This is a genomic window from Acidovorax sp. 100 (assembly GCF_003688355.1).
GTDB classification, from domain to species: Bacteria; Pseudomonadota; Gammaproteobacteria; order Burkholderiales; family Burkholderiaceae_C; genus Acidovorax; species Acidovorax delafieldii.
In genome coordinates, this window is sequence record NZ_REFD01000001.1 from 1,596,323 (window position 1) to 1,614,383 (window position 18,061).

Annotated in this window: 17 protein-coding genes; all 17 read left to right on the forward strand. The window is 63.5% G+C overall.

Annotated features, from left to right (window positions below; genetic code table 11):
• The 17 genes from C8C96_RS07520 to C8C96_RS07600 all read left to right on the forward strand — a co-directional run bounded on the left by C8C96_RS07520 (nucleotide 1) and on the right by C8C96_RS07600 (nucleotide 18,008).
• Nucleotides 1–858 carry a lysophospholipid acyltransferase family protein gene (locus tag C8C96_RS07520; protein WP_233584312.1) on the forward strand — a complete coding sequence of 286 codons (858 nt, stop codon included), beginning with the start codon at nucleotides 1–3 and terminating at the stop codon, nucleotides 856–858.
• An 11-nt stretch (nucleotides 859–869) separates the two neighbouring features.
• Nucleotides 870–1,886, forward strand: a complete 1,017-nt coding sequence (locus tag C8C96_RS07525; protein ID WP_121941931.1) for a class I SAM-dependent methyltransferase — start codon at nucleotides 870–872, stop codon at nucleotides 1,884–1,886.
• Nucleotides 1,883–2,536, forward strand: coding sequence for a DapH/DapD/GlmU-related protein (locus tag C8C96_RS07530; protein WP_233584187.1), 654 nt, complete (start codon nucleotides 1,883–1,885; stop codon nucleotides 2,534–2,536). The genes C8C96_RS07525 and C8C96_RS07530 overlap by 4 nt, the downstream gene beginning before the upstream one ends.
• Before the next feature lie 2 nt (nucleotides 2,537–2,538).
• Nucleotides 2,539–3,234, forward strand: coding sequence for a lytic transglycosylase domain-containing protein (locus C8C96_RS07535; RefSeq protein ID WP_199737454.1), 696 nt, complete (start codon nucleotides 2,539–2,541; stop codon nucleotides 3,232–3,234).
• Between the two features lie 219 nt (nucleotides 3,235–3,453).
• Nucleotides 3,454–4,557 (forward strand): glycosyltransferase family 4 protein, encoded by a 1,104-nt coding sequence (locus C8C96_RS07540; RefSeq protein ID WP_121941932.1) that lies wholly within the window; start codon nucleotides 3,454–3,456, stop codon nucleotides 4,555–4,557.
• A 76-nt stretch (nucleotides 4,558–4,633) separates the two neighbouring features.
• A complete protein-coding gene (argB, locus tag C8C96_RS07545) occupies nucleotides 4,634–5,524 on the forward strand; it encodes an acetylglutamate kinase (protein WP_121941933.1) in 891 nt (296 codons plus the stop codon).
• Between the two features lie 17 nt (nucleotides 5,525–5,541).
• Complete coding sequence (locus tag C8C96_RS07550) at nucleotides 5,542–6,234, forward strand: response regulator transcription factor (protein WP_056059420.1); 693 nt, start codon at nucleotides 5,542–5,544, stop codon at nucleotides 6,232–6,234.
• A gap of 77 nt (nucleotides 6,235–6,311) precedes the next feature.
• Entirely contained in the window at nucleotides 6,312–7,763 is a 1,452-nt protein-coding gene (locus tag C8C96_RS07555) for a sensor histidine kinase (protein WP_121941934.1), read from the forward strand.
• A gap of 207 nt (nucleotides 7,764–7,970) precedes the next feature.
• Nucleotides 7,971–8,633, forward strand: a complete 663-nt coding sequence (gene slmA / locus C8C96_RS07560) for a nucleoid occlusion factor SlmA (RefSeq protein ID WP_121941935.1) — start codon at nucleotides 7,971–7,973, stop codon at nucleotides 8,631–8,633.
• Nucleotides 8,634–8,782: 149 nt separating this feature from the next.
• Entirely contained in the window at nucleotides 8,783–9,511 is a 729-nt protein-coding gene (locus C8C96_RS07565; RefSeq protein WP_099731283.1) for a TetR/AcrR family transcriptional regulator, read from the forward strand.
• Nucleotides 9,512–9,515: 4 nt separating this feature from the next.
• Complete coding sequence (locus tag C8C96_RS07570; protein ID WP_121941936.1) at nucleotides 9,516–11,312, forward strand: acyl-CoA dehydrogenase C-terminal domain-containing protein; 1,797 nt, start codon at nucleotides 9,516–9,518, stop codon at nucleotides 11,310–11,312.
• A gap of 45 nt (nucleotides 11,313–11,357) precedes the next feature.
• Complete coding sequence (locus C8C96_RS07575) at nucleotides 11,358–11,795, forward strand: DUF2147 domain-containing protein (protein WP_056059410.1); 438 nt, start codon at nucleotides 11,358–11,360, stop codon at nucleotides 11,793–11,795.
• Nucleotides 11,796–11,862: 67 nt separating this feature from the next.
• Nucleotides 11,863–14,265 carry a 3-hydroxyacyl-CoA dehydrogenase/enoyl-CoA hydratase family protein gene (locus tag C8C96_RS07580; RefSeq protein ID WP_121941937.1) on the forward strand — a complete coding sequence of 801 codons (2,403 nt, stop codon included), beginning with the start codon at nucleotides 11,863–11,865 and terminating at the stop codon, nucleotides 14,263–14,265.
• Nucleotides 14,266–14,296: 31 nt separating this feature from the next.
• Nucleotides 14,297–14,806: a DUF4442 domain-containing protein gene (locus C8C96_RS07585; RefSeq protein ID WP_121941938.1), complete on the forward strand. Its 510-nt coding sequence runs from the start codon at nucleotides 14,297–14,299 to the stop codon at nucleotides 14,804–14,806.
• 12 nt (nucleotides 14,807–14,818) lie between these two features.
• The gene (locus tag C8C96_RS07590; RefSeq protein ID WP_116748882.1) at nucleotides 14,819–16,018 is read left to right on the forward strand and encodes an acetyl-CoA C-acyltransferase; all 1,200 of its coding nucleotides are present in this window, start codon (nucleotides 14,819–14,821) and stop codon (nucleotides 16,016–16,018) included.
• Nucleotides 16,019–16,223: 205 nt separating this feature from the next.
• On the forward strand, nucleotides 16,224–17,114 hold the full coding sequence (locus tag C8C96_RS07595) for an alpha/beta fold hydrolase (RefSeq protein ID WP_121941939.1): 891 nt from the start codon (nucleotides 16,224–16,226) through the stop codon (nucleotides 17,112–17,114).
• A gap of 27 nt (nucleotides 17,115–17,141) precedes the next feature.
• Nucleotides 17,142–18,008, forward strand: a complete 867-nt coding sequence (locus tag C8C96_RS07600) for an acyl-CoA thioesterase II (RefSeq protein ID WP_121941940.1) — start codon at nucleotides 17,142–17,144, stop codon at nucleotides 18,006–18,008.
• Nucleotides 18,009–18,061 lie beyond the last annotated feature (53 nt).

Consider the following 18,061-nt stretch of genomic DNA (forward strand, 5'->3'; position numbering starts at 1 on the left):
ATGCAATATGGCTACCCTGGCCTTGCCAGATTACCGGGAACCTTGCCCTGGAAGTTGGCGCCTCGCCTGGGGCGCGACCCGCGTGAGACGCGCCGCTCTACGGAGGATTTCTTACTCATGCGCTTCGAACAGGTGTTCCCGGAGTCCACGCAGGTGCAGCGCATGCAGTGGACCAGTGCTCACATGGATATGCTTGCCCTGGAAATGATCGACGGCACGGCCCTTCCACGCCTAGGCGGCGCCAACGGGCCTTCCATAGAGCTTGACGGGTGGGAGCATGTGCAAAGGCTGGTGGACCGGAAAAAAGGTTTCATCATTGTCCTGACGCACTTTGACCGGCTGATGACAAGCGTGGTGGCGTTCGCGCGCAGGGGGCTGAAGATGAATGCTCTGACGATGCCGGTGCTGGACAACCCCGATCTGGACTCGGTGCACCGCCGTTTCCTAACCCGAAAGGTCAACAACTTGGTGGGCGTGATGCGGGGGCAGTACCGCAGCACCAGCGAGAGCCTGCGCCCCGTGCACGATGGGCTAGCCGCCGGTGAGATCTGGATCATTCTGGCGGATGTTTGGCAGCCCACATTTGGCCGGTTGCGCAAACATCCATTTTTGGGTGGGGAAATCAGCCTGCCCACCGGCATCGAGCGGCTGGCAAAGTCCACGGGTGTTCCCCTGGTGCATGCGATCAGCTACACGCAGGGGGTGGATCGCCTGACGGTGGACGTAGATCCTCTGCCGGAAGATCCCAAGGCCGCCGTGGATGCAGTCATTCAGCGGCTGGAGCGGGATGTTCGCGCACGCCCCTGGGCGTGGTGGCAATGGGGTGTCTGGGACAACATGTGGAAACGTACCGAATAGAGGGAGCGGCTTTGTCAGACGTTGATAGATACAACTACGCCTTCGATCCCGATGGGGATGCGTGGGCTGCCCGTTTGCTGCGTCGGGTTCCGCCAGGCCAATGCTCTGTTCTGGAGCTGGGGCCTGGTCCTGGTGCGATGACGCGTGTCTTGCAGGCCCGTGGTCATCGCGTCACGGTGCTGGAAAACGACCCCGAGGCCCTAGAAGTCCTTAAGAAGATGGACGTGGAAGTCATCTCCGGAAACTTGGACGGTAAGGATTGGCAGGATGCGATTGTTGGGCGCCGTTTTGACATGGTGCTGGCGTGTGATGTGCTTGAGCACTTGCAAAAACCCGAGGACGTGCTGCAACGATTGAGCGAATTTCTGGCGCCGATGGGGCAGTTGCTAATTTCGGTGCCTAACATCGCCTACGCTGGTGTCTTGGCTGCCATGCGTGGTGGTGTCTTCGATTATTCGGATAAGGGGCAATTGGACAGAACGCATGTCCGGTTCTTTACCAAGCGCAGTATCGAGAAGGTATTACTCGATTGTGGGTGGGCACCGCGGGTATGGGAGGCCAACCGGGTGCCTGTTGAGTGCAGCGAATTTGCCGGATATTGGAGTGCACTTTCTGGCGATCAGCGCCAAGTGTTGTTGGCAGGTTGGCAGGACTTTGATGTTTACCAATGGATGGTGGTTGTCACTCCCTGTGTGGATGCCCCCATTTGGGAGCTGAAAGAGGCTCGGGGCTTGGTGGACGGTCTGCGTGATGAGCTGCAGGCGTTGACTCTGGTTCATCAGCGTGAACGAGCTTCGTTGCTAGAGCACCAGAAAGCGTTTGCAGAGGCTAAGGAACTGATTGCAAAACTGCAACAGGAGATCAGCGACTTGCGAACGAACGTGGATTCGCTACGATCCGAAAAAACCTTGATGGACACCGAGCTTGTGACGACGCGAGTGGAGCTGCAGGCAAAGACGATGGAACTGAAGGACCGCACGTGGCGCAGCCGTTGGCGCAGGTTCACTGGTGCGTCATTGAGTCAGTGAGTGTGAAGGAAATGCTGCTGGGAATTCCAGACTTCACGACTTCGCACTCGGGTGTCGATCAGTTGGGCGATGGTTGCCGGATAGATCCAACGGTCTCGGTGATGCGTTTTGGTCAGCGTTTCAATGGGTTGTGTCTGGCTGATGGTGTCAGTATCTACGCCCATACTCGGCTAGTGTTGGGAGACGTGGAAGCAGACCCTTGCGTAGGGATCCGTATTGGCGCCCGAACCATCGTGAACGTTGGTGGCTACTTGTCAGGCGAGGGCGGGCTGGACATTGGTGAGGATGTCTTGATTGGGCCGCATGCCAAGCTGTTGTCGGCGGGTCATGCGATCGACGAGGGTGATGTCGTCATAGCACGCAACCGCATTACCCGGGCGCGAATCATTATTGAGGATGGTGCCTGGATCGGCGCCGGGGCCATTGTTCTTGAGGGGGTAAAGATTGGTCGCGGGGCGGTTGTTGCGGCCGGAGCGTTGGTGCGGCAGGACGTGCCAGCGGGAATGGTTGCAGCGGGCACGCCCGCGCGTTTGATCCGCTCCAGGCGGGGAGACGCGTGGCCTGTTGCACTGCACCGACCGCTTTCATGGCGCAGCAGGGTTGCTTCAGCACTGAAAGCTCTTTTGCCTGACGCGGACAAGAGGAGATGACGATGGACGCGACTGCGTTTGGCTGCGTGAAGGGAGGATATGTTCTCCCTGGATTTTTCTCTTTCCGGGCTGTGGTGCTGCTGATGGCATTATTCGTGTGCTTGCAGTCGGCATGTCGGGCCAATCAAATCTGGGAGTTCGTGGACAAGGACGGAGTGACCCATATTGGAAACGTGCCCCCGTCGGCGAATTCGCGCGCGCTGATCTGGCTCAACCGAGTGCCACCTGCTTCGGAGCTGAAAAGCAAGGAGCGCGGCGTTTCGGCTTTGCAGCTCCCCGGTTATGACGACGCCAAGTTGCACTTGGAGGAGGCGGCGGCAGCGCAATCGCTGGACCCCGCATTTGTCATTGCAGTCGCCGCTGCGGAGTCTGCATTCAATGTAAGGGCCGTATCGCGCAAGGGCGCCCTTGGGCTGATGCAGGTCATGCCTGCTACTGCTGAGCGCTATGGGGTGGCAGCGCGTCCCTCCTCTGGCGGGGAGCATGCCGCCATGGAGCCCAAGGTAAATGCCCAGATTGGGACGCGATACCTAGCAGACCTGTTGCGTATGTTCGATGGTGACAAGGAGCTGGCGCTCGCGGCCTACAACGCGGGGGAAGGTGCTGTGATCAAGTATGGGCGACGGATTCCGCCATATCCTGAAACTCAACAGTATGTTGAGAAGGTGATGCGCTTTTACCGTGGCCTGCTCAGGTAGCAGCTGAACGGGCGAATTTGTGAATTGTGCTGTGAGCCGCGTTATGCCGTCACGAATCGAGCGGCGCCAGTTTGTACGTTTGCATTGCATCCGCTTCGAACGAAAAAGCTGTCGAGGTGTGAGTTTTCGCACAGATTGTCCGCCTCCTGATCTTCTTGGACTCTTTGGCAACGCTTTCTTGCAGGTACTTGTGGCGAGTACGGGTACCATCTGCCGCTCATGATCTGGTTATCTGTGGTGGCATTTATCGTGGCCGCGTTGGCGGCAGGATTCATCGTGCGGTGGATGCGCAGCCACGCGGTTGTGTATGGCAATGGCATGCCGCAAAGGTTTCATCTCGGAGACATACCCAGACTTGGCGGTGCTGCGTTGTTTCTTGGAATCGGCTGTAGCTGGGGGCTGGGTGTCCTGCAGTCGATTCATTGGGGCGACCCTGGTTCTCTGAAGTTGGGTGCGTGGGTCGGAGGATGGCTGGTGGCACTACTGCCAGCAGTCTTTGGAGGTATTGCTGAAGATATGACCCAGCGTCTTTCTGTGCGGTATCGCTTGAGCTTGACGGGCGCTTCTGGCGCTCTCGCGATCATTCTTCTGGGTCTCAGCTTGCCGCGCACGGGCTGGCCCTGGCTGGACTCCGTGCTCACGGCTGCTCCTTGGCTGAGCGTCGCTATCGTGGTTATTGCTGTGTCAGGGCTTCCCCACGCGTTCAATATCATCGATGGATACAACGGCCTGGCCGGCATGGTTGCACTCATTGTCTGCCTGGCTCTGGCGCATGTCGCGTTGCAGGTCGGTGATCGAGCGCTGGCTGCGCTGTTGGTGTCAACGGCCGCTGCCACGGGGGGGTTTCTCGTCTGGAACTATCCGCGCGGCATGTTGTTTGCCGGCGATGGCGGCGCTTACGTATGGGGTGGCGTGATTGCGCTGGCCAGCATCTCGCTGGTGCAGCGCAATGCGGACGTATCGCCTTGGTTCCCGATGCTCCTGCTGATCTACCCGGTGTGGGAGACGATTTTCTCCATTTACCGCAAGGCGGTGCGGGGCGTTTCACCGGGCGTGGCCGATGCGCTGCATTTTCACCAGCTCATCTACCGCCGCATTGTTCGTGGGGTGTTTCACGATGATGAGTCCCGCCGGGTGCTGATGCGCAACAACCGTACGTCGCCCTATCTGTGGGGTTTTACGCTTCTGACGGTGGTGCCTGCAGTGCTGTTCTGGAACAACACGCCCCTGCTCATGGCGTTTTGTGGGCTTTTTGTGGTCAGCTATGTCATGGCCTATCTGGCCATCGTGCGGTTCAAAGTGCCGAACTGGCTGCGCCACTGAAGCCTTCTTGTGTTCGCGCGCCTGGCGAATGCGGCACAATTTGCGCCTCACAGTTTTCTCCGGATGGCACGCCTCCATGACCGACCTTCTTTCGATTGCCCCACGCGACAAGGCTGAAATCCTGGCCCAGGCGCTGCCTTACATCCGCAAGTTCCATGGCAAGACCATGGTGATCAAGTACGGCGGCAACGCCATGACCGACCCGGCCCTGCAGGCTGACTTTGCCGAGGACGTGGTGCTGCTCAAGCTGGTGGGCATGAACCCGGTGGTGGTGCACGGTGGCGGCCCGCAGATCGAAACCGCGCTCAACCGCCTGGGCAAGAAGGGCGAGTTCATCCAGGGAATGCGTGTGACCGATGCCGAAACCATGGAAGTGGTCGAATGGGTGCTGGCCGGCGAGGTGCAGCAGGACATCGTGGGACTGATCAACCAAGCCGGTGGCAAGGCCGTGGGCTTGACCGGCCGTGACGGCGGCATGATTCGCGCACAAAAGCTCAAGATGGTGGACAGCAAGGATCCCACCGTCGAACACGACGTGGGCCAGGTGGGTGACATCGTTTCCATCGACCCCAGCGTAGTAAAGGCGCTGCAAGACGATGCGTTCATTCCCGTCATCAGCCCGATTGGCTTTGGCGAGAACAACGAAAGCTACAACATCAATGCGGATGTGGTGGCCAGCAAGCTGGCCACGGTGTTGCAGGCTGAAAAGCTGATGCTGCTGACCAACACCCCCGGTGTGCTCGACAAGGCTGGCAACCTGTTGACCGACCTGACAGCCCGCCGCATCGACGAGCTGTTTGCCGACGGCACCATCTCGGGCGGCATGCTGCCCAAGATTGCCGGTGCGCTGGATGCCGCCAAGGCGGGCGTGAATGCCGTGCACATCATTGACGGGCGTGTGCCCCATGCCATGCTGCTGGAGATCCTGACTGACCAGGCCTACGGCACCATGATCCGCTCTCACTGACCCCGCGTGAGGTCTCCATGCGTCTGCTGTTGGTCGAAGACGATGTGATGGTGGCCAGCGGCATCAAGCTGGGGCTCACCGATGCGGGTTATGCGGTGGACTGGGTGGGCAGTGGCGAGCGGGCCGAAGAGGTGCTGCGCGCCGAGTCGTTTGACGCCGCCATCATCGACATCGGGCTGCCCGCTATGGACGGCCTGGAGCTGACACGCCGCCTGCGCCGCCCTGACATGGCAAGCCCCGCGATGCCAGTTTTGATCCTGACGGCGCGTGACGCTCTGCATGACCGGGTGCAGGGGCTGGATCTGGGTGCGGATGACTACATGGTCAAGCCGTTCGAGCTGCCCGAGCTGCTGGCGCGCCTGCGTGCGCTGTTGCGCCGTTCCCAGGCCGCGACCACGGCCGTGCTGAGTTTTGGCCCGCTGGAGCTGGACACGGCCGGGCGCCGGGCCAGCATGCGCACACCGGCTGGAGAGCAGGTCATCGAACTGGGCCCGCGCGAGTGGACGGTGCTCGAATACCTGCTGATCAACGCCCCCAAGCCTGCTAGCAAAGACAAGCTGCTGCAAGCGCTGACGGGTTGGGACAAGGAGATCACCCCCAACGCGGTGGAGGTGTATGTCTCGCGCCTGCGAGGCAAGCTGGAACCCCACGGTGTGGCGCTGCGGTCCATACGGGGCTTTGGCTACCGGCTTGAACTGCAGGCAACCTGAGCAGAAATTTTCCGCGCCCAGTTCGCCGCCTCGCCATGCTTTGGAAAAACTCCTCCCGGCGGCCCGGCCTGCGCGCCATGACATCGGACTTGCGCACCCGGCTGCTGCTGATGCTGGTACTGCCCCTGTGTGTGCTGGTGCTGGCAGGGGTCTGGCTGGACTACCGGTCGGCCGATGAGGCAGCTGGCCAGCACGACCAGCGTCTGGTGCGGCTGCTGCCCGCGCTCGCCGATTCGGTGCTGGCGCCGCCCATCCACGACAACGACCCACCGCTGCTGCTGCTGGCGCCGCCCATCGAAGAGTTTTTGCGCCAGAACGCGGGCTTTGCGGCCTATAGCGTGCGCGATACCTCGGGGCGCCTGTTGCTCGGAGAGGGCTGGGTACACGGCGCCGTGCCCACTACACAGGCCCCGGAGTTCCACAGCGTGGAGTTCGGCGGCGTGACGTACCGGGTGGCGGCGCAACGCGGGCGCACGGGGGCGGGCGAACTGGTCGTGGCCCTCGCCGACGGGTCGGACCCTCGCCAGAAATGGGCGCAGCAACTGCTCCTCAGGGTGTTGTTGCCCAACCTCGTATTGCTGATTGCCGCGGGTTTTGCGATCCATTGGGCGGTGCGGCAGGCCTTCAAACCCCTGGTGGGGCTTGCGGAGGCGGTGGAGCGCCGCTCTCCCCGCGATCTCAGTCCCATCGACGAGGCCGCCTCGCCCGACGAGGTGCGGCCCCTGGTGCACTCGCTCAACCGCCTGTTTGCGCTGGTCAACGCACAGGCCGAAGGGCAGCGGCGTTTTGTGGCCGACGCGGCGCACCAGTTGCGCACGCCGCTGGCGGGCTTGCAGGCCCAGGTGGAGGCCTGGGCCATGATGGCCAAGGCGGCAGCGCCGCCGCGCACGTCATTCCCGGATTTCGACCGGAAAATGCCGCTAGCGCATGAAGATCGTGCACAAGGTGCTATTGTTTTGGGAGCGGATCAGATCGAGAAGCTGCGCAACGCCACGCGCCGCACCTCTCAGCTGGCGCACCAGCTGCTGGCGTTGTCTCGCGCGGACGCCCGCAGCCTGGACGCGCAGCCGCCGCAGCGGGTGGACCTCAAGGATCTGTGCGAGTCGCTGCTGGAGACTTTTTTGGACGCAGCCACCGGCAAGGGCCTGGACCTCGGGCTCGATGTCCAGCTGGTGCATGTTACAGGCCATGGCTGGCTGCTGCGCGAGCTGCTGTCCAACCTGGTGGACAACGCCATCAAATACACACCTGCAGGAGGCGTGGTCACCATCCGCTGCGGACTGCGCCAGGGGCGCGCGGGCCCGCCCCGGCCCTACGTGGAGGTGGAGGACGACGGCCCAGGCGTGCCGGAGTCTGAGCGTACCCGCGTGTTGCAGCGGTTCTACCGCGTGCCCGGCGCGGGAGGCGAGGGCACGGGCCTGGGCCTGGCCATTGCGGACGAGATTGCCCGGGTACACCGTGCCGCACTGACGCTGGGCACGGGCCCCCAGGGGCGCGGGCTGCTGGTGAGGGTGGTGTTTCCGCTGTAGTCGTGCGGGGTCCCCGGGCCGTCCGGACCGACAAGGGGCCTGTGCGAGAATCATTTCCACACACGATTGACTTGTGCAAACAGGTGGCGCCCCGGCCCCTCCTGGCTGCGGCAAGATGTGACATCGTGATCCACGCCCTGCCGTGATCCGACCATGCCCAGTGGCATGCGCACCGGGAGCAGGGCCCCACCGGAGTCCCTGTCCTGCATGTCTGAAATCTCGCCCCTCCCCGAGCCTGCCAGTACCGCCGAAGCGGGTGATGTTGCGGCTGCACGCAAGCGGCCCAAGCCCGGGGAACGGCGCGTCCAGATCCTGCAGGCCCTGGCCGCCATGCTGGAGCAGCCTGGGGCCGAGCGCATCACCACTGCCGCGCTGGCCGCGCGCCTGTCGGTCAGCGAGGCGGCGCTGTACCGCCATTTCGCCAGCAAGGCGCAAATGTTCGAGGGCTTGATCGATTTCATCGAGCAGTCGGTGTTCACACTGGTGCAGCAGATCACGGGGCGCGACGTGCCCGGCCCCACACAGCCTGCCGACGTGGGCGCGCGCCAGGCGGCGCGCATCGTGGCGCTGGTGCTGCAGTTTGGCGAACGCAACCCGGGCATGGTGCGGGTCATGGTGGGCGACGCACTGGTGTTCGAGCACGAGCGCTTGCAGCAGCGCATGAACCAGTTCTTTGACCGCATCGAATCCACCCTGCGCCAGTGCCTGCGCGCGAGTGCAGCCGCATCCAGCACGCCCACAGTCGATGCCCAGGTGGCGGCCAGCGTGTTGACGGCCTTTGTGGTCGGGCGCCTGCAGTGCTACGCCCGCTCGGGGTTTCGGCGCCTGCCCACCGAGCACCTGGAAGCCAGCCTTGCGCTGATGTTGTAGCGGTCCGCGCTGTTGAGGCGGCGCGTCACGGCGGGGGTGGCGCGGCTGCAACGGGTGGTTTGGATGGGTCTCCCTATTTTTTTCGGGGGCTTGGGGGCTGCAGGGAATTTGCTGCAGAATAGAACGAACGTTCGTTTTTATTCGTGCCCATGTCCTCCATCCCCGAATCCCGCCAGGTCACCCGCATCCCGCGCGCTCGCAGTGGTACCGGCCGTGCCTTGCAAAAAGGCCAGCAGACCAAGGCGGCCATCGTCGAGGCCGCGCTGGGTCTGGCCACGCACATCGGGCTGGAAGGCCTGTCCATCGGGGCGCTGGCAGACGTCACCGGCATGAGCAAGTCGGGCGTTTTCGCCCACTTTGGCTCCCGCGAAGAGCTGCAGATTTCGGTGATCCGCGAATACCACACCCGCTTCGAGCAGGAAGTGTTCTACCCCGCCATGTCCGCCCCCCGTGGCGTGGCGCGTTTGTCGGCGCTGTTCGACAACTGGATGAAGCGCACCTCCATCGAAATCGACTCGGGCTGCATTTACATCAGCGGCGCGGTCGAGTTCGATGACCGAACCGGCCCCGTGCGCGATGCGCTGGCCAGTTCGGTGCTGACCTGGCATGCCGCCATGCGCCGCGCCATCGAGCAGTGCAAGGAACTGGGCGAACTGCGTGCCGACACCAAGGAAGAGCAGATGCTCTTCGAGATCCACGGCCTGATCCTCGCGCTGCACTACGAGGCGCGGTTCCTGCAGACCCCGGGCTCCATCGACCGGGCTGTCGTGGGCTTTCACAACATTCTGGCGCGTTACAGCGCGCCGACAGCGGCAGCCAAGGCACCCACAGTGGCGCGCCGCAAAGTTTCCAACCAAACCACCACATCCAAGGAGTAAACCCATGCCCACCTATACGCCGCCCCTGCGCGACATGCAATTCGTCATGCACGAAGTGCTCAAGGTCAGTGATGAATTCAAGGCGATGCCACCCCACGCCGAAGTGGATGTGGACACCATCAATGCCGTGATCGAAGAGGCTGGCAAGTTTGCTGCCGAAGTCGCCTTCCCGCTCAACATCAGCGGCGACACCGAAGGCTGCGTGCTGAACAAGACCACGCACGAAGTGAAGACCCCCACCGGCTTCAAGGACGCCTATGCCAAGTACGTCGAGGGTGGCTGGGCGGCGCTGAGCTGCGACCCCACCTACGGCGGCCAGGGCCTGCCCTTCGTGCTGAACCAGTGCCTGTACGAGATGTTGAACTCGGCCAACCAGGCCTGGACTATGTACCCCGGCCTGTCGCACGGCGCCTACGAAGCCCTGCACGCCCATGGCACCGACGCCCAGAAGGCCCTGTACCTGCCCAAGCTGACCAGCGGCGAATGGACCGGCACCATGTGCCTGACCGAACCCCACTGCGGTACCGACCTGGGCCTGATGCGCACCAAGGCCGAGCCTCTGCCTGACGGCGCCTACAAGATCACCGGCAACAAGATCTTCATCAGCGCCGGCGAGCACGACATGGCCGCCAACATCGTTCACCTGGTGCTGGCCCGCCTGCCCGATGCGCCCAAGGGCAGCAAGGGCATCAGCCTGTTTGTGGTGCCCAAGTTCAACGTGAATGCCGACGGCTCGCTGGGCGAGCGCAACCCCATCTTCTGCACGGGCCTGGAGCACAAGATGGGTATCCACGGCAACGCCACCGCGCAGATCGCACTGGACGGCGCTATCGGCACCATGGTGGGCCAGCCCAACAAGGGCCTGGCTGCCATGTTCGTGATGATGAACGCCGCCCGCCTGGGTGTGGGCAACCAGTCGCTGGGCCTGACGGAAGTGGCTTACCAGAACGCTCTGGCCTATGCCAAGGACCGCATCCAGTCGCGCAGCCTGTCGGGCCCCAAGGCCAAGGACAAGGATGCTGACCCCATCATCGTGCACCCCGATGTGCGCAAGATGTTGCTCACCGCCAAGGCCTACGCCGAAGGTGGCCGCGCGCTGCAGATCTTCTGCACGCTGTTGCTGGACAAGGTGCACAGCCACCCCGATGAAAAGGTGCGCAAGGATTCCGAAGAACTCGTGGCCCTGCTGACCCCCATCGTCAAGGCCTTCATCACCGACAACGGCCACATCAGCACCAACGCGTGCATGCAGGTCTTCGGCGGCCACGGCTTCATCAAGGAATGGGGCATGGAGCAGTACGTGCGGGACAACCGCATCAACATGATCTATGAAGGCACCAACACCATCCAGTCGCTCGACCTGCTGGGCCGCAAGGTGCTGGGCAACAACGGCGCCACGCTGAAAAAGCTGGGCAAGCTGATTGGCCAGCTGGTGGAAGAAGAGGGCGTGAACGAGCGCATGGCCGAGTTCATCAACCCCGTGGCCATGCTGGGCGACCAGATGACCAAGTTCACCACCGAGATCGGCTTCAAGGGCATGCAAAACCCCGACGAAGTGGGCGCTGCTGCGGTGGACTACCTGCGCGTGGCCGGCCACCTGGTGTTCGGCTACCTGTTCGCCCGCATGGCCCAGGTCGCCCTGCGCGAGATCGCCGCCGGCAACACCGACCCGTTCTATGGCGCCAAACTGCAGACCGCGCGCTTCTACTTCGCCAAGCTGTTCCCCGAAACCGCCACGCTGATGCGCACCGCCCGTGCCGGCAGCAAGGTGCTGATGGACACCGATCTGGCCCTGGCCTGATCGGTGCCGGATGCGGATTTCAAGCCTTTTTGCCAGGGAGCGCAGATGTTCAAAGCGGTAGCAGCTATTGTTTTGGTAGCGGGTGCGCTGCCGGCCTGGGCGCAGATGACGCCCGAAGGCCTGTGGCGCAACATCGATGACAAGACCGGCGAGGCCAAGGCCGAGATCCGCATCCGCGACATTGGTGGCGGCGTGCTGCACGGAGCGCTGGAAAAGCGCCTGTCCAAGGACGCCAAGCCCGAGGATGTCTGCGAGGAGTGCTCCGACGACCGCAAGGGCAAGCCCTTGGTGGGCTTGGAGATCATCCGTGGCGCCAAGAAGGCCGACGGCAAAGAGGTGTGGGAGGGCGGCAAGATTCTCGACCCTGAGAACGGCCGCAACTACACCCTGCGCATGACCCCCGTCGAGGGCGGCAAGAAGCTCGAAGTGCGCGGCTCGATCGGCCCGTTCGGCCGCACGCAAACCTGGATCCGCGTCCAGTAAACCCCATTCCCGTGGCCTTGCGCACCCCCTGCGGTGTTGCGCAACGCCCCAACCAGGAACCCAACCCATGTCCCGATTCCAAGTGAAAAAAGTCGCCGTACTCGGCGCAGGCGTGATGGGCGCGCAGATTGCCGCCCACCTCGTGAACGTGAAGGTGCCCGTGGTGCTGTTCGACCTGCCTGCCAAGGAAGGCCCCAAGAACGGCATCGTCACCAAGGCCGTTGAAGGCCTGAAGAAACTCAAACCCTCTCCCCTGGGCGTGGCCGACGACGCGGCGCTGATCCAGCAGGCCAACTATGAAGAGCACATGCACCTGCTCAAGGAATGCGACCTCGTGATCGAGGCCATTGCCGAGCGCATGGACTGGAAGCTCGACCTGTACACCAAGATCGCTCCCCACGTGGCCAAGCACGCCATCCTGGCGTCCAACACCTCGGGCCTGTCGATCACCAAGCTGTCCGAAGTGCTGCCCGAGAGCATCAAGCCCCGTTTCTGCGGCATCCACTTCTTCAACCCGCCGCGCTACATGACGCTGGTGGAGCTGATCAACACCCCCACCACCCAGCCTGAAGTGCTAGACCAGCTCGAAGCCTTCGTCACCAGCGGCCTGGGCAAGGGCGTGGTGCGTGCGCACGACACGCCCAACTTCGTCGCCAACCGTGTGGGCATCGCCGGCATGCTGGCCACGATGAAGGAAGTCGAGAACTTCGGCCTGACCTACGACGTGGTGGACGACCTCACGGGCAAGAAGCTCGGCCGTGCATCCAGCGGCACCTTCCGCACCGCCGACGTGGTGGGTCTGGACACCATGGCCCACGTGATCAAGACGCTGCAGGACAACCTGAGCATTGAGACCGACCCCTTCTACGAAAGCTTTGGCACGCCTGCCGTGCTGAAAAAGCTGCTGGAGTTGGGCAACCTGGGGCAGAAGACCAAGGCCGGTTTCTTCAAGAAGGTCGGCCGCGATGTGATGCGCTTCGAGCTGGAGAGCGAAGAGTACGTGCCCGCCGGCCAGAAGGCCGACGAGGTGTATGCCCGCATGCTCAAGAAGCCCGCTGCCGAGCGCCTGCGCCTGCTGCGCAATGCCGAAGGCGCGCCCGGCCAGTTCCTCTGGGCCATCCTGCGCAACAGCTTTCACTACGCTGCCGTGCACCTTTCAACAATAGCCGACAACGCCCGCGACGTGGACCAGGCCATGCGCTGGGGCTTTGGCATGAAGCAGGGCCCCTTCGAGCTGTGGCAGGAAGCCGGTTGGCTTGACGTGGCGAAGATGATCCAGGAAGACATCGACGCTGGCAAGGCACTGTGCAAGGCACCGCTGCCCGAGTGGGTCTTCAAGGGCCCCGTGGCCGACGCCGGTGGCGTGCACACAGCGCAAGGTTCGTGGAGTGCATCGCAGAACAAGTTTGTGCCCCGCCGCCAGCTGCCCGTGTACGAGCGCCAGATCTTCCCCGAGGCCCTGCTGGGCGAAACCAGCCTGCCCGACTGGCGCACCGCTGGCACCACCATTGCTGAATCGAAAGCCCTGCGCACCTGGACGCTGGACGGCCAAGTGCTCATCGCCAGCATCAAGAACAAGATGCACGCCATCAGCCCCGAAGTGATGGAAGCGCTGATGGAAGCGCTGGAACTGGCCGAGGCCGAGTACCAGGGCATGGTCATCTGGTCCGGCGACGCGCCCTTCAGCGTGGGGGCCGACCTGGAAGCCACGATGCCCGCCTTCATGGTCGGCGGCGCCGATGCGGTGGAAAGCATCGAGCAGGAGCTGCAGAACCTGATGATGCGCATTCGCTATGCGCAGGTGCCTGTCGTCGCAGCCATCCACGGCATGGCGCTGGGCGGCGGCTGCGAGCTGGCTGTGTATTCGGCCAAGCGCGTGGCGCACATGGAAAGCTACATTGGCCTGGTCGAAGTGGGCGTGGGCTTGGTGCCCGGCGCGGGTGGCCTGACCTATATCGCCCGCCGCGCGGCCGAGAACATGGCCGCTTCCACCAGCAAAGACCTGCTGCCCTTCCTGACCGAGGGCTTCACCGCCGCCGCCATGGCCAAGGTGGGCACCAGCGCCATCGAATCGCGCAAGCTGGGCTTTTTGCTGGACAGCGACATCATCGTGCCCCACAAGGACGAGCTGCTGTTCGTGGCCATCAACGAAGCCAAGTCCATGGCCGCGAGCGGCTGGCGTGCACCGCACAAGCGCCTGTTCCCCGTGGCGGGCCGCAGCGGCCTGGCCACCATCAAGGCCCAGCTGGTGAACATGCGCGACGGCGGCTTCATCAGTGCCTACGACTTCAAGATCGGCGCCATGATCGCCGAGGTGGTCTGTGGCGGCGATGTGGATGCCGGCTCGATGGTGAGCGAGGAATACCTGCTCACGCTGGAGCGCAAGGTGTTCTGCCACCTGATCGCCCAGCCCAAGACGCATGAGCGCATCCTGGGCATGTTGTCTACCGGCAAGCCGGTTCGCAACTGATCCGGACGTCGATGGATACCGGTAGACCGACATGAGCGAACACGCCCCCAACAAGTTGCAGCGCTCGCTGATGCGCCTGGACGAGGCCCCCGCCTTCATGCGCGGGTTCGTGCAGAACATCATCTTGCGCCGGGCTGTGCCCTTTACCGGCACGGCCGGGGTGAAGTTCGTGTCGCTCACGCCTGAGCGGGTCGAAGTGCATCTTGCCAACGAGCACCGTGTGCAAAACCACATTGGTGGTGTGCACGCCTCGGCCATGAACCTGCTGGCCGAAACGGCCACCGGCATGGTCGTGGGCATGAACGTGCGCGACGACTGCCTGCCGCTGGCCAAGGAGCTGAGCATGGCGTTCAAGAAGCGCGCCACGGGCGGCTTGAAGGCCGTGGCCACGCTCACCGCCGAGCAGCGCGCCGCCATGCGGGCCAGCGACAAGGGCGAGGTGCATGTGAAGGTCACCGTGACCGACGAAGCCGGTGTGGAGCCGGTCGAATGTGTATTTACGTGGGCCTGGGTTCCTTCCAGCCGCCCCCCCAAGAATTGAAGGAGTTTCACCATGGCTCAAAAACAAGTCCAGGACGCCTACATCGTCGCCGCCACGCGCACGCCCATCGGGCGCTCGGGCCGCGGCTATTTCAAGAACACCCGCCCCGACGACCTGCTGGTCGCCGCCATCAAGAGCGCCATGCTGCAGGTGCCCACGCTGGACCCCAAGGCGATTGAAGACGCCATCATTGGCTGCTCGTTCCCTGAAGGCGAGCAGGGCATGAACATGGCCCGCATCGCGGTGGGCCTGGCGTTCGACCACCCCGTGGGCGGCGTGACCGTGAACCGCTTTTGCGCATCGGGCATCACCGCGCTGCAGATGGCAGCCGACCGCATCCGCGTGGGCGAGGCTGACGTGCTCATCGCCGGTGGCGCCGAGTCCATGAGCCTGGTGCCCATGGGCGGCAACAAGCCCTCGTTCAACGCCGAGATTTTTGCCAAGGACGAAAACGTGGGCATCGCCTATGGCATGGGCCTCACGGCTGAAAAGGTGGCCCAACAGTGGAAGGTGAGCCGCGAAGCGCAAGACGCGTTTGCCCTCGAATCCCACCTGCGCGCCATCAAGGCGCAAAAGGCCGGGGAGTTCAGCGACGAAATCACGCCCTTCGAAATCGTGGAGCGTTCGCCCAACCTCGCTACCGGCGAAGTGGTGGAAAAGCGCCGCACCGTGAGCCTGGACGAAGGCCCTCGTCCTGATACGTCCCTGGAAGGCCTGGCCAAGCTCAAGCCCGTGTTTGCCGCACGCGGCAGCGTCACGGCGGGCAACAGCTCGCAGACCAGCGATGGCGCGGGTGCGCTCATCGTGGCCAGCGAGAAGGCCGTGAAGCAGTTTGGCCTGACGCCCCTGGCGCGTTTTGTGAGCTACGCCGCGCGCGGCGTGCCGCCAGAGATCATGGGCATTGGACCGATCGAAGCGATTCCTGCGGCCCTGCGTTATGCGGGTCTCAAGAGCGATGACATTGGCTGGTACGAGCTGAACGAGGCGTTTGCGGCCCAGTCGCTGGCGGTGATCAATACGCTGGGGCTGAACCCTGCGAACGTGAACCCCATGGGTGGCGCGATTGCATTGGGGCACCCGCTGGGGGCTACCGGTGCCATCCGTGCGGCGACGGTGGTGCATGCGCTGCGTCGGCACAAGCTGAAGTACGGCATGGTCACGATGTGTGTAGGTACCGGCCAAGGCGCCGCCGGCATCATCGAGGCGTTGTAACTGGCTACTGCGCGTCTTTCAGGCGTCGTTGGGCGGTGCTCGCAATCCTCACGTACCGCAAGTACGTTCCGGTTGCTGCGCTCCGTCCGCCTAGCCTGAAAGCCGCTCGCTACGCCCTTGAGGGCGGGGTGTGAAGGCAGGGGGAAGTGCACTGCCTGTTTTTCTTCAAGCTGGCGCAGATCGGCATTGAACCAAGGAGACAGACATGAACAAGCAAACCTTGCAGGTCAACGGGGCAGTGTCTTTGGCACTGCGTGTCTACGAACCCGAGGGCGCACCGCGCGCCAGCGTTGTCATCGGCGGCGCGATGGGGGTGCGACAGTCGTTTTACGAGGCCTTTGCGCTCTGGATGGCGCAGCAGGGGTTTCGGGTCACCACGTTCGACTACCGGGGCCATGGCGATTCGCTGCAGGGTGCCATGCGCGATGTGAAGGCGGATCTGTTTGATTGGGCGCAGGACTACGAGGCGGTGATTTCTGCCGCCAAGGCCGCGCTGCCGTCGCAGCCGCTGTATTTGCTGGGTCACAGCCTGGGCGCGCAGTTGCCGGGCTTGCTGAAAAAGCCCGAGCAGGTGGCGGGCCTGCTGAGCGTGGCCGCAGGCAGCGGCTACTGGCGTGATAACGCGCCGCAGCTCAAGCGCATCGTTCCGTATTTCTGGTGGGTGCTGGTGCCGCTGGCCACGCGGCTGTGCGGGTACTTCCCGGGGCGCACGCTCAAGAAGGTGGGCGACCTGCCTGCGGGCGTGATCCTGCAGTGGCGGCGCTGGTGTCTGGACCCCGCTTACAGCGTGGGGGCTGAGGGGCCTGCGGTGGCGCAGAGTTATGGCGCGGTGCGGTTCCCGGTGCTGGCGCTGTCGATGGCGGACGACGAGCTGATGACCTTGCGTGGCACGCACAACCTGGTGAACCTGTACGCCAACACCGAGCGCCGGGTGGAGAGCATCACGCCGGCCGACCTGCAGGTGCGGCGCATTGGGCACTTTGGTTTCTTTCGCGACCAATTCCGCCAAAGCCTGTGGCCGCGCGCAGCGGCTGCGCTGGCTGCACTGGGCGGTGGCGGAATGCCCCACGGCGAAGTCTCCGGTACGACGGCCTGAGCGGTCGTTTCGCGGCACACTTGCAGCATGACTTCCTCTTCATCCACTTCTTCGTCTGCGTCTTCGTCCTCCGCTACCCACCCGCTGGACGAGGCGCTGCAACTGACGGCTTCGTCCGCTGCGACGGGCCAGTACGAAGGGCAGACCCACCCCGGCTACTGGAACATGGTGGGCCCGTTTGGCGGCATCACCGCCGCCACGCTGCTGCAGGCCGTTCTGCAACATCCCGACCGGCTGGGCGACCCGCTGTCGCTCACAGTCAACTACGCGGGCGCTTTGACCGCTGGTGCGTTCACGGTGCAGGCAACTCCTGTTCGCACCAATCGCTCCACCCAGCACTGGACGCTGTCGATTCTGCAGGCCGGTGCCGACGGCGCGCAGGTGGTCACCGCCACCGCCGTCACGGCCGTTCGCCGCGAGACCTGGAGCGTGGGCGATGTACCCATGCCTCAGGTGCCTCCGCCTGCAGAGCAAAAGGCCATCGTCGCCCCCTTGGGCGCCGTGGAATGGCTCAACCGCTACGAGATGCGCCCCATCGCTGGCTTCATCCCGCGCACCTGGGACGGCAGTGGCGACCACAGCCTGACGCAGCTGTGGATGCGCGACACACCACCCCGGCCGCTCGACTTTGTGGCGCTGTCTGCATTGGCCGATGTGTTTTTCCCCCGCGTGTGGCTGCGCCGTGCGCGCCAGGTGCCTGCGGGCACGGTGTCGATCACCGTGTACTTCCACGCCACGGCAGAGCAACTGCAGGCCACGGGCACGGGCTTCCTGCTCGGCCAGGCGCGCGGGCAGGAGTTCCGCAACGGATTCTTTGACCAGACCGTGCAGCTGTGGAATGAGGCTGGCACCATGCTGGCCACCAGCCATCAGATCGTTTACTACAAGGAATAGGAAGTCGGCCTGTTGCTCTGCACGTGCACTCTTTCCTCCATCCATCAGCCCCC

What these genes read in the sequence shown, in the direction of transcription:
- C8C96_RS07590 (WP_116748882.1), top strand. Translation starts at nt 14,819, where the DNA reads ATGGCTCAAAAACAAGTCCAGGACGCCTACATCGTCGCCGCCACGCGC.
- C8C96_RS07535 (WP_199737454.1), top strand. Translation starts at nt 2,539, where the DNA reads ATGGACGCGACTGCGTTTGGCTGCGTGAAGGGAGGATATGTTCTCCCT.
- C8C96_RS07595 (WP_121941939.1), top strand. Translation starts at nt 16,224, where the DNA reads ATGAACAAGCAAACCTTGCAGGTCAACGGGGCAGTGTCTTTGGCACTG.
- C8C96_RS07570 (WP_121941936.1), top strand. Translation starts at nt 9,516, where the DNA reads ATGCCCACCTATACGCCGCCCCTGCGCGACATGCAATTCGTCATGCAC.
- C8C96_RS07565 (WP_099731283.1), top strand. Translation starts at nt 8,783, where the DNA reads ATGTCCTCCATCCCCGAATCCCGCCAGGTCACCCGCATCCCGCGCGCT.
- C8C96_RS07520 (WP_233584312.1), top strand. Translation starts at nt 1, where the DNA reads ATGCAATATGGCTACCCTGGCCTTGCCAGATTACCGGGAACCTTGCCC.
- C8C96_RS07585 (WP_121941938.1), top strand. Translation starts at nt 14,297, where the DNA reads ATGAGCGAACACGCCCCCAACAAGTTGCAGCGCTCGCTGATGCGCCTG.
- C8C96_RS07580 (WP_121941937.1), top strand. Translation starts at nt 11,863, where the DNA reads ATGTCCCGATTCCAAGTGAAAAAAGTCGCCGTACTCGGCGCAGGCGTG.
- argB (WP_121941933.1), top strand. Translation starts at nt 4,634, where the DNA reads ATGACCGACCTTCTTTCGATTGCCCCACGCGACAAGGCTGAAATCCTG.
- C8C96_RS07540 (WP_121941932.1), top strand. Translation starts at nt 3,454, where the DNA reads ATGATCTGGTTATCTGTGGTGGCATTTATCGTGGCCGCGTTGGCGGCA.
- C8C96_RS07600 (WP_121941940.1), top strand. Translation starts at nt 17,142, where the DNA reads ATGACTTCCTCTTCATCCACTTCTTCGTCTGCGTCTTCGTCCTCCGCT.
- slmA (WP_121941935.1), top strand. Translation starts at nt 7,971, where the DNA reads ATGTCTGAAATCTCGCCCCTCCCCGAGCCTGCCAGTACCGCCGAAGCG.
- C8C96_RS07550 (WP_056059420.1), top strand. Translation starts at nt 5,542, where the DNA reads ATGCGTCTGCTGTTGGTCGAAGACGATGTGATGGTGGCCAGCGGCATC.
- C8C96_RS07555 (WP_121941934.1), top strand. Translation starts at nt 6,312, where the DNA reads ATGACATCGGACTTGCGCACCCGGCTGCTGCTGATGCTGGTACTGCCC.
- C8C96_RS07575 (WP_056059410.1), top strand. Translation starts at nt 11,358, where the DNA reads ATGTTCAAAGCGGTAGCAGCTATTGTTTTGGTAGCGGGTGCGCTGCCG.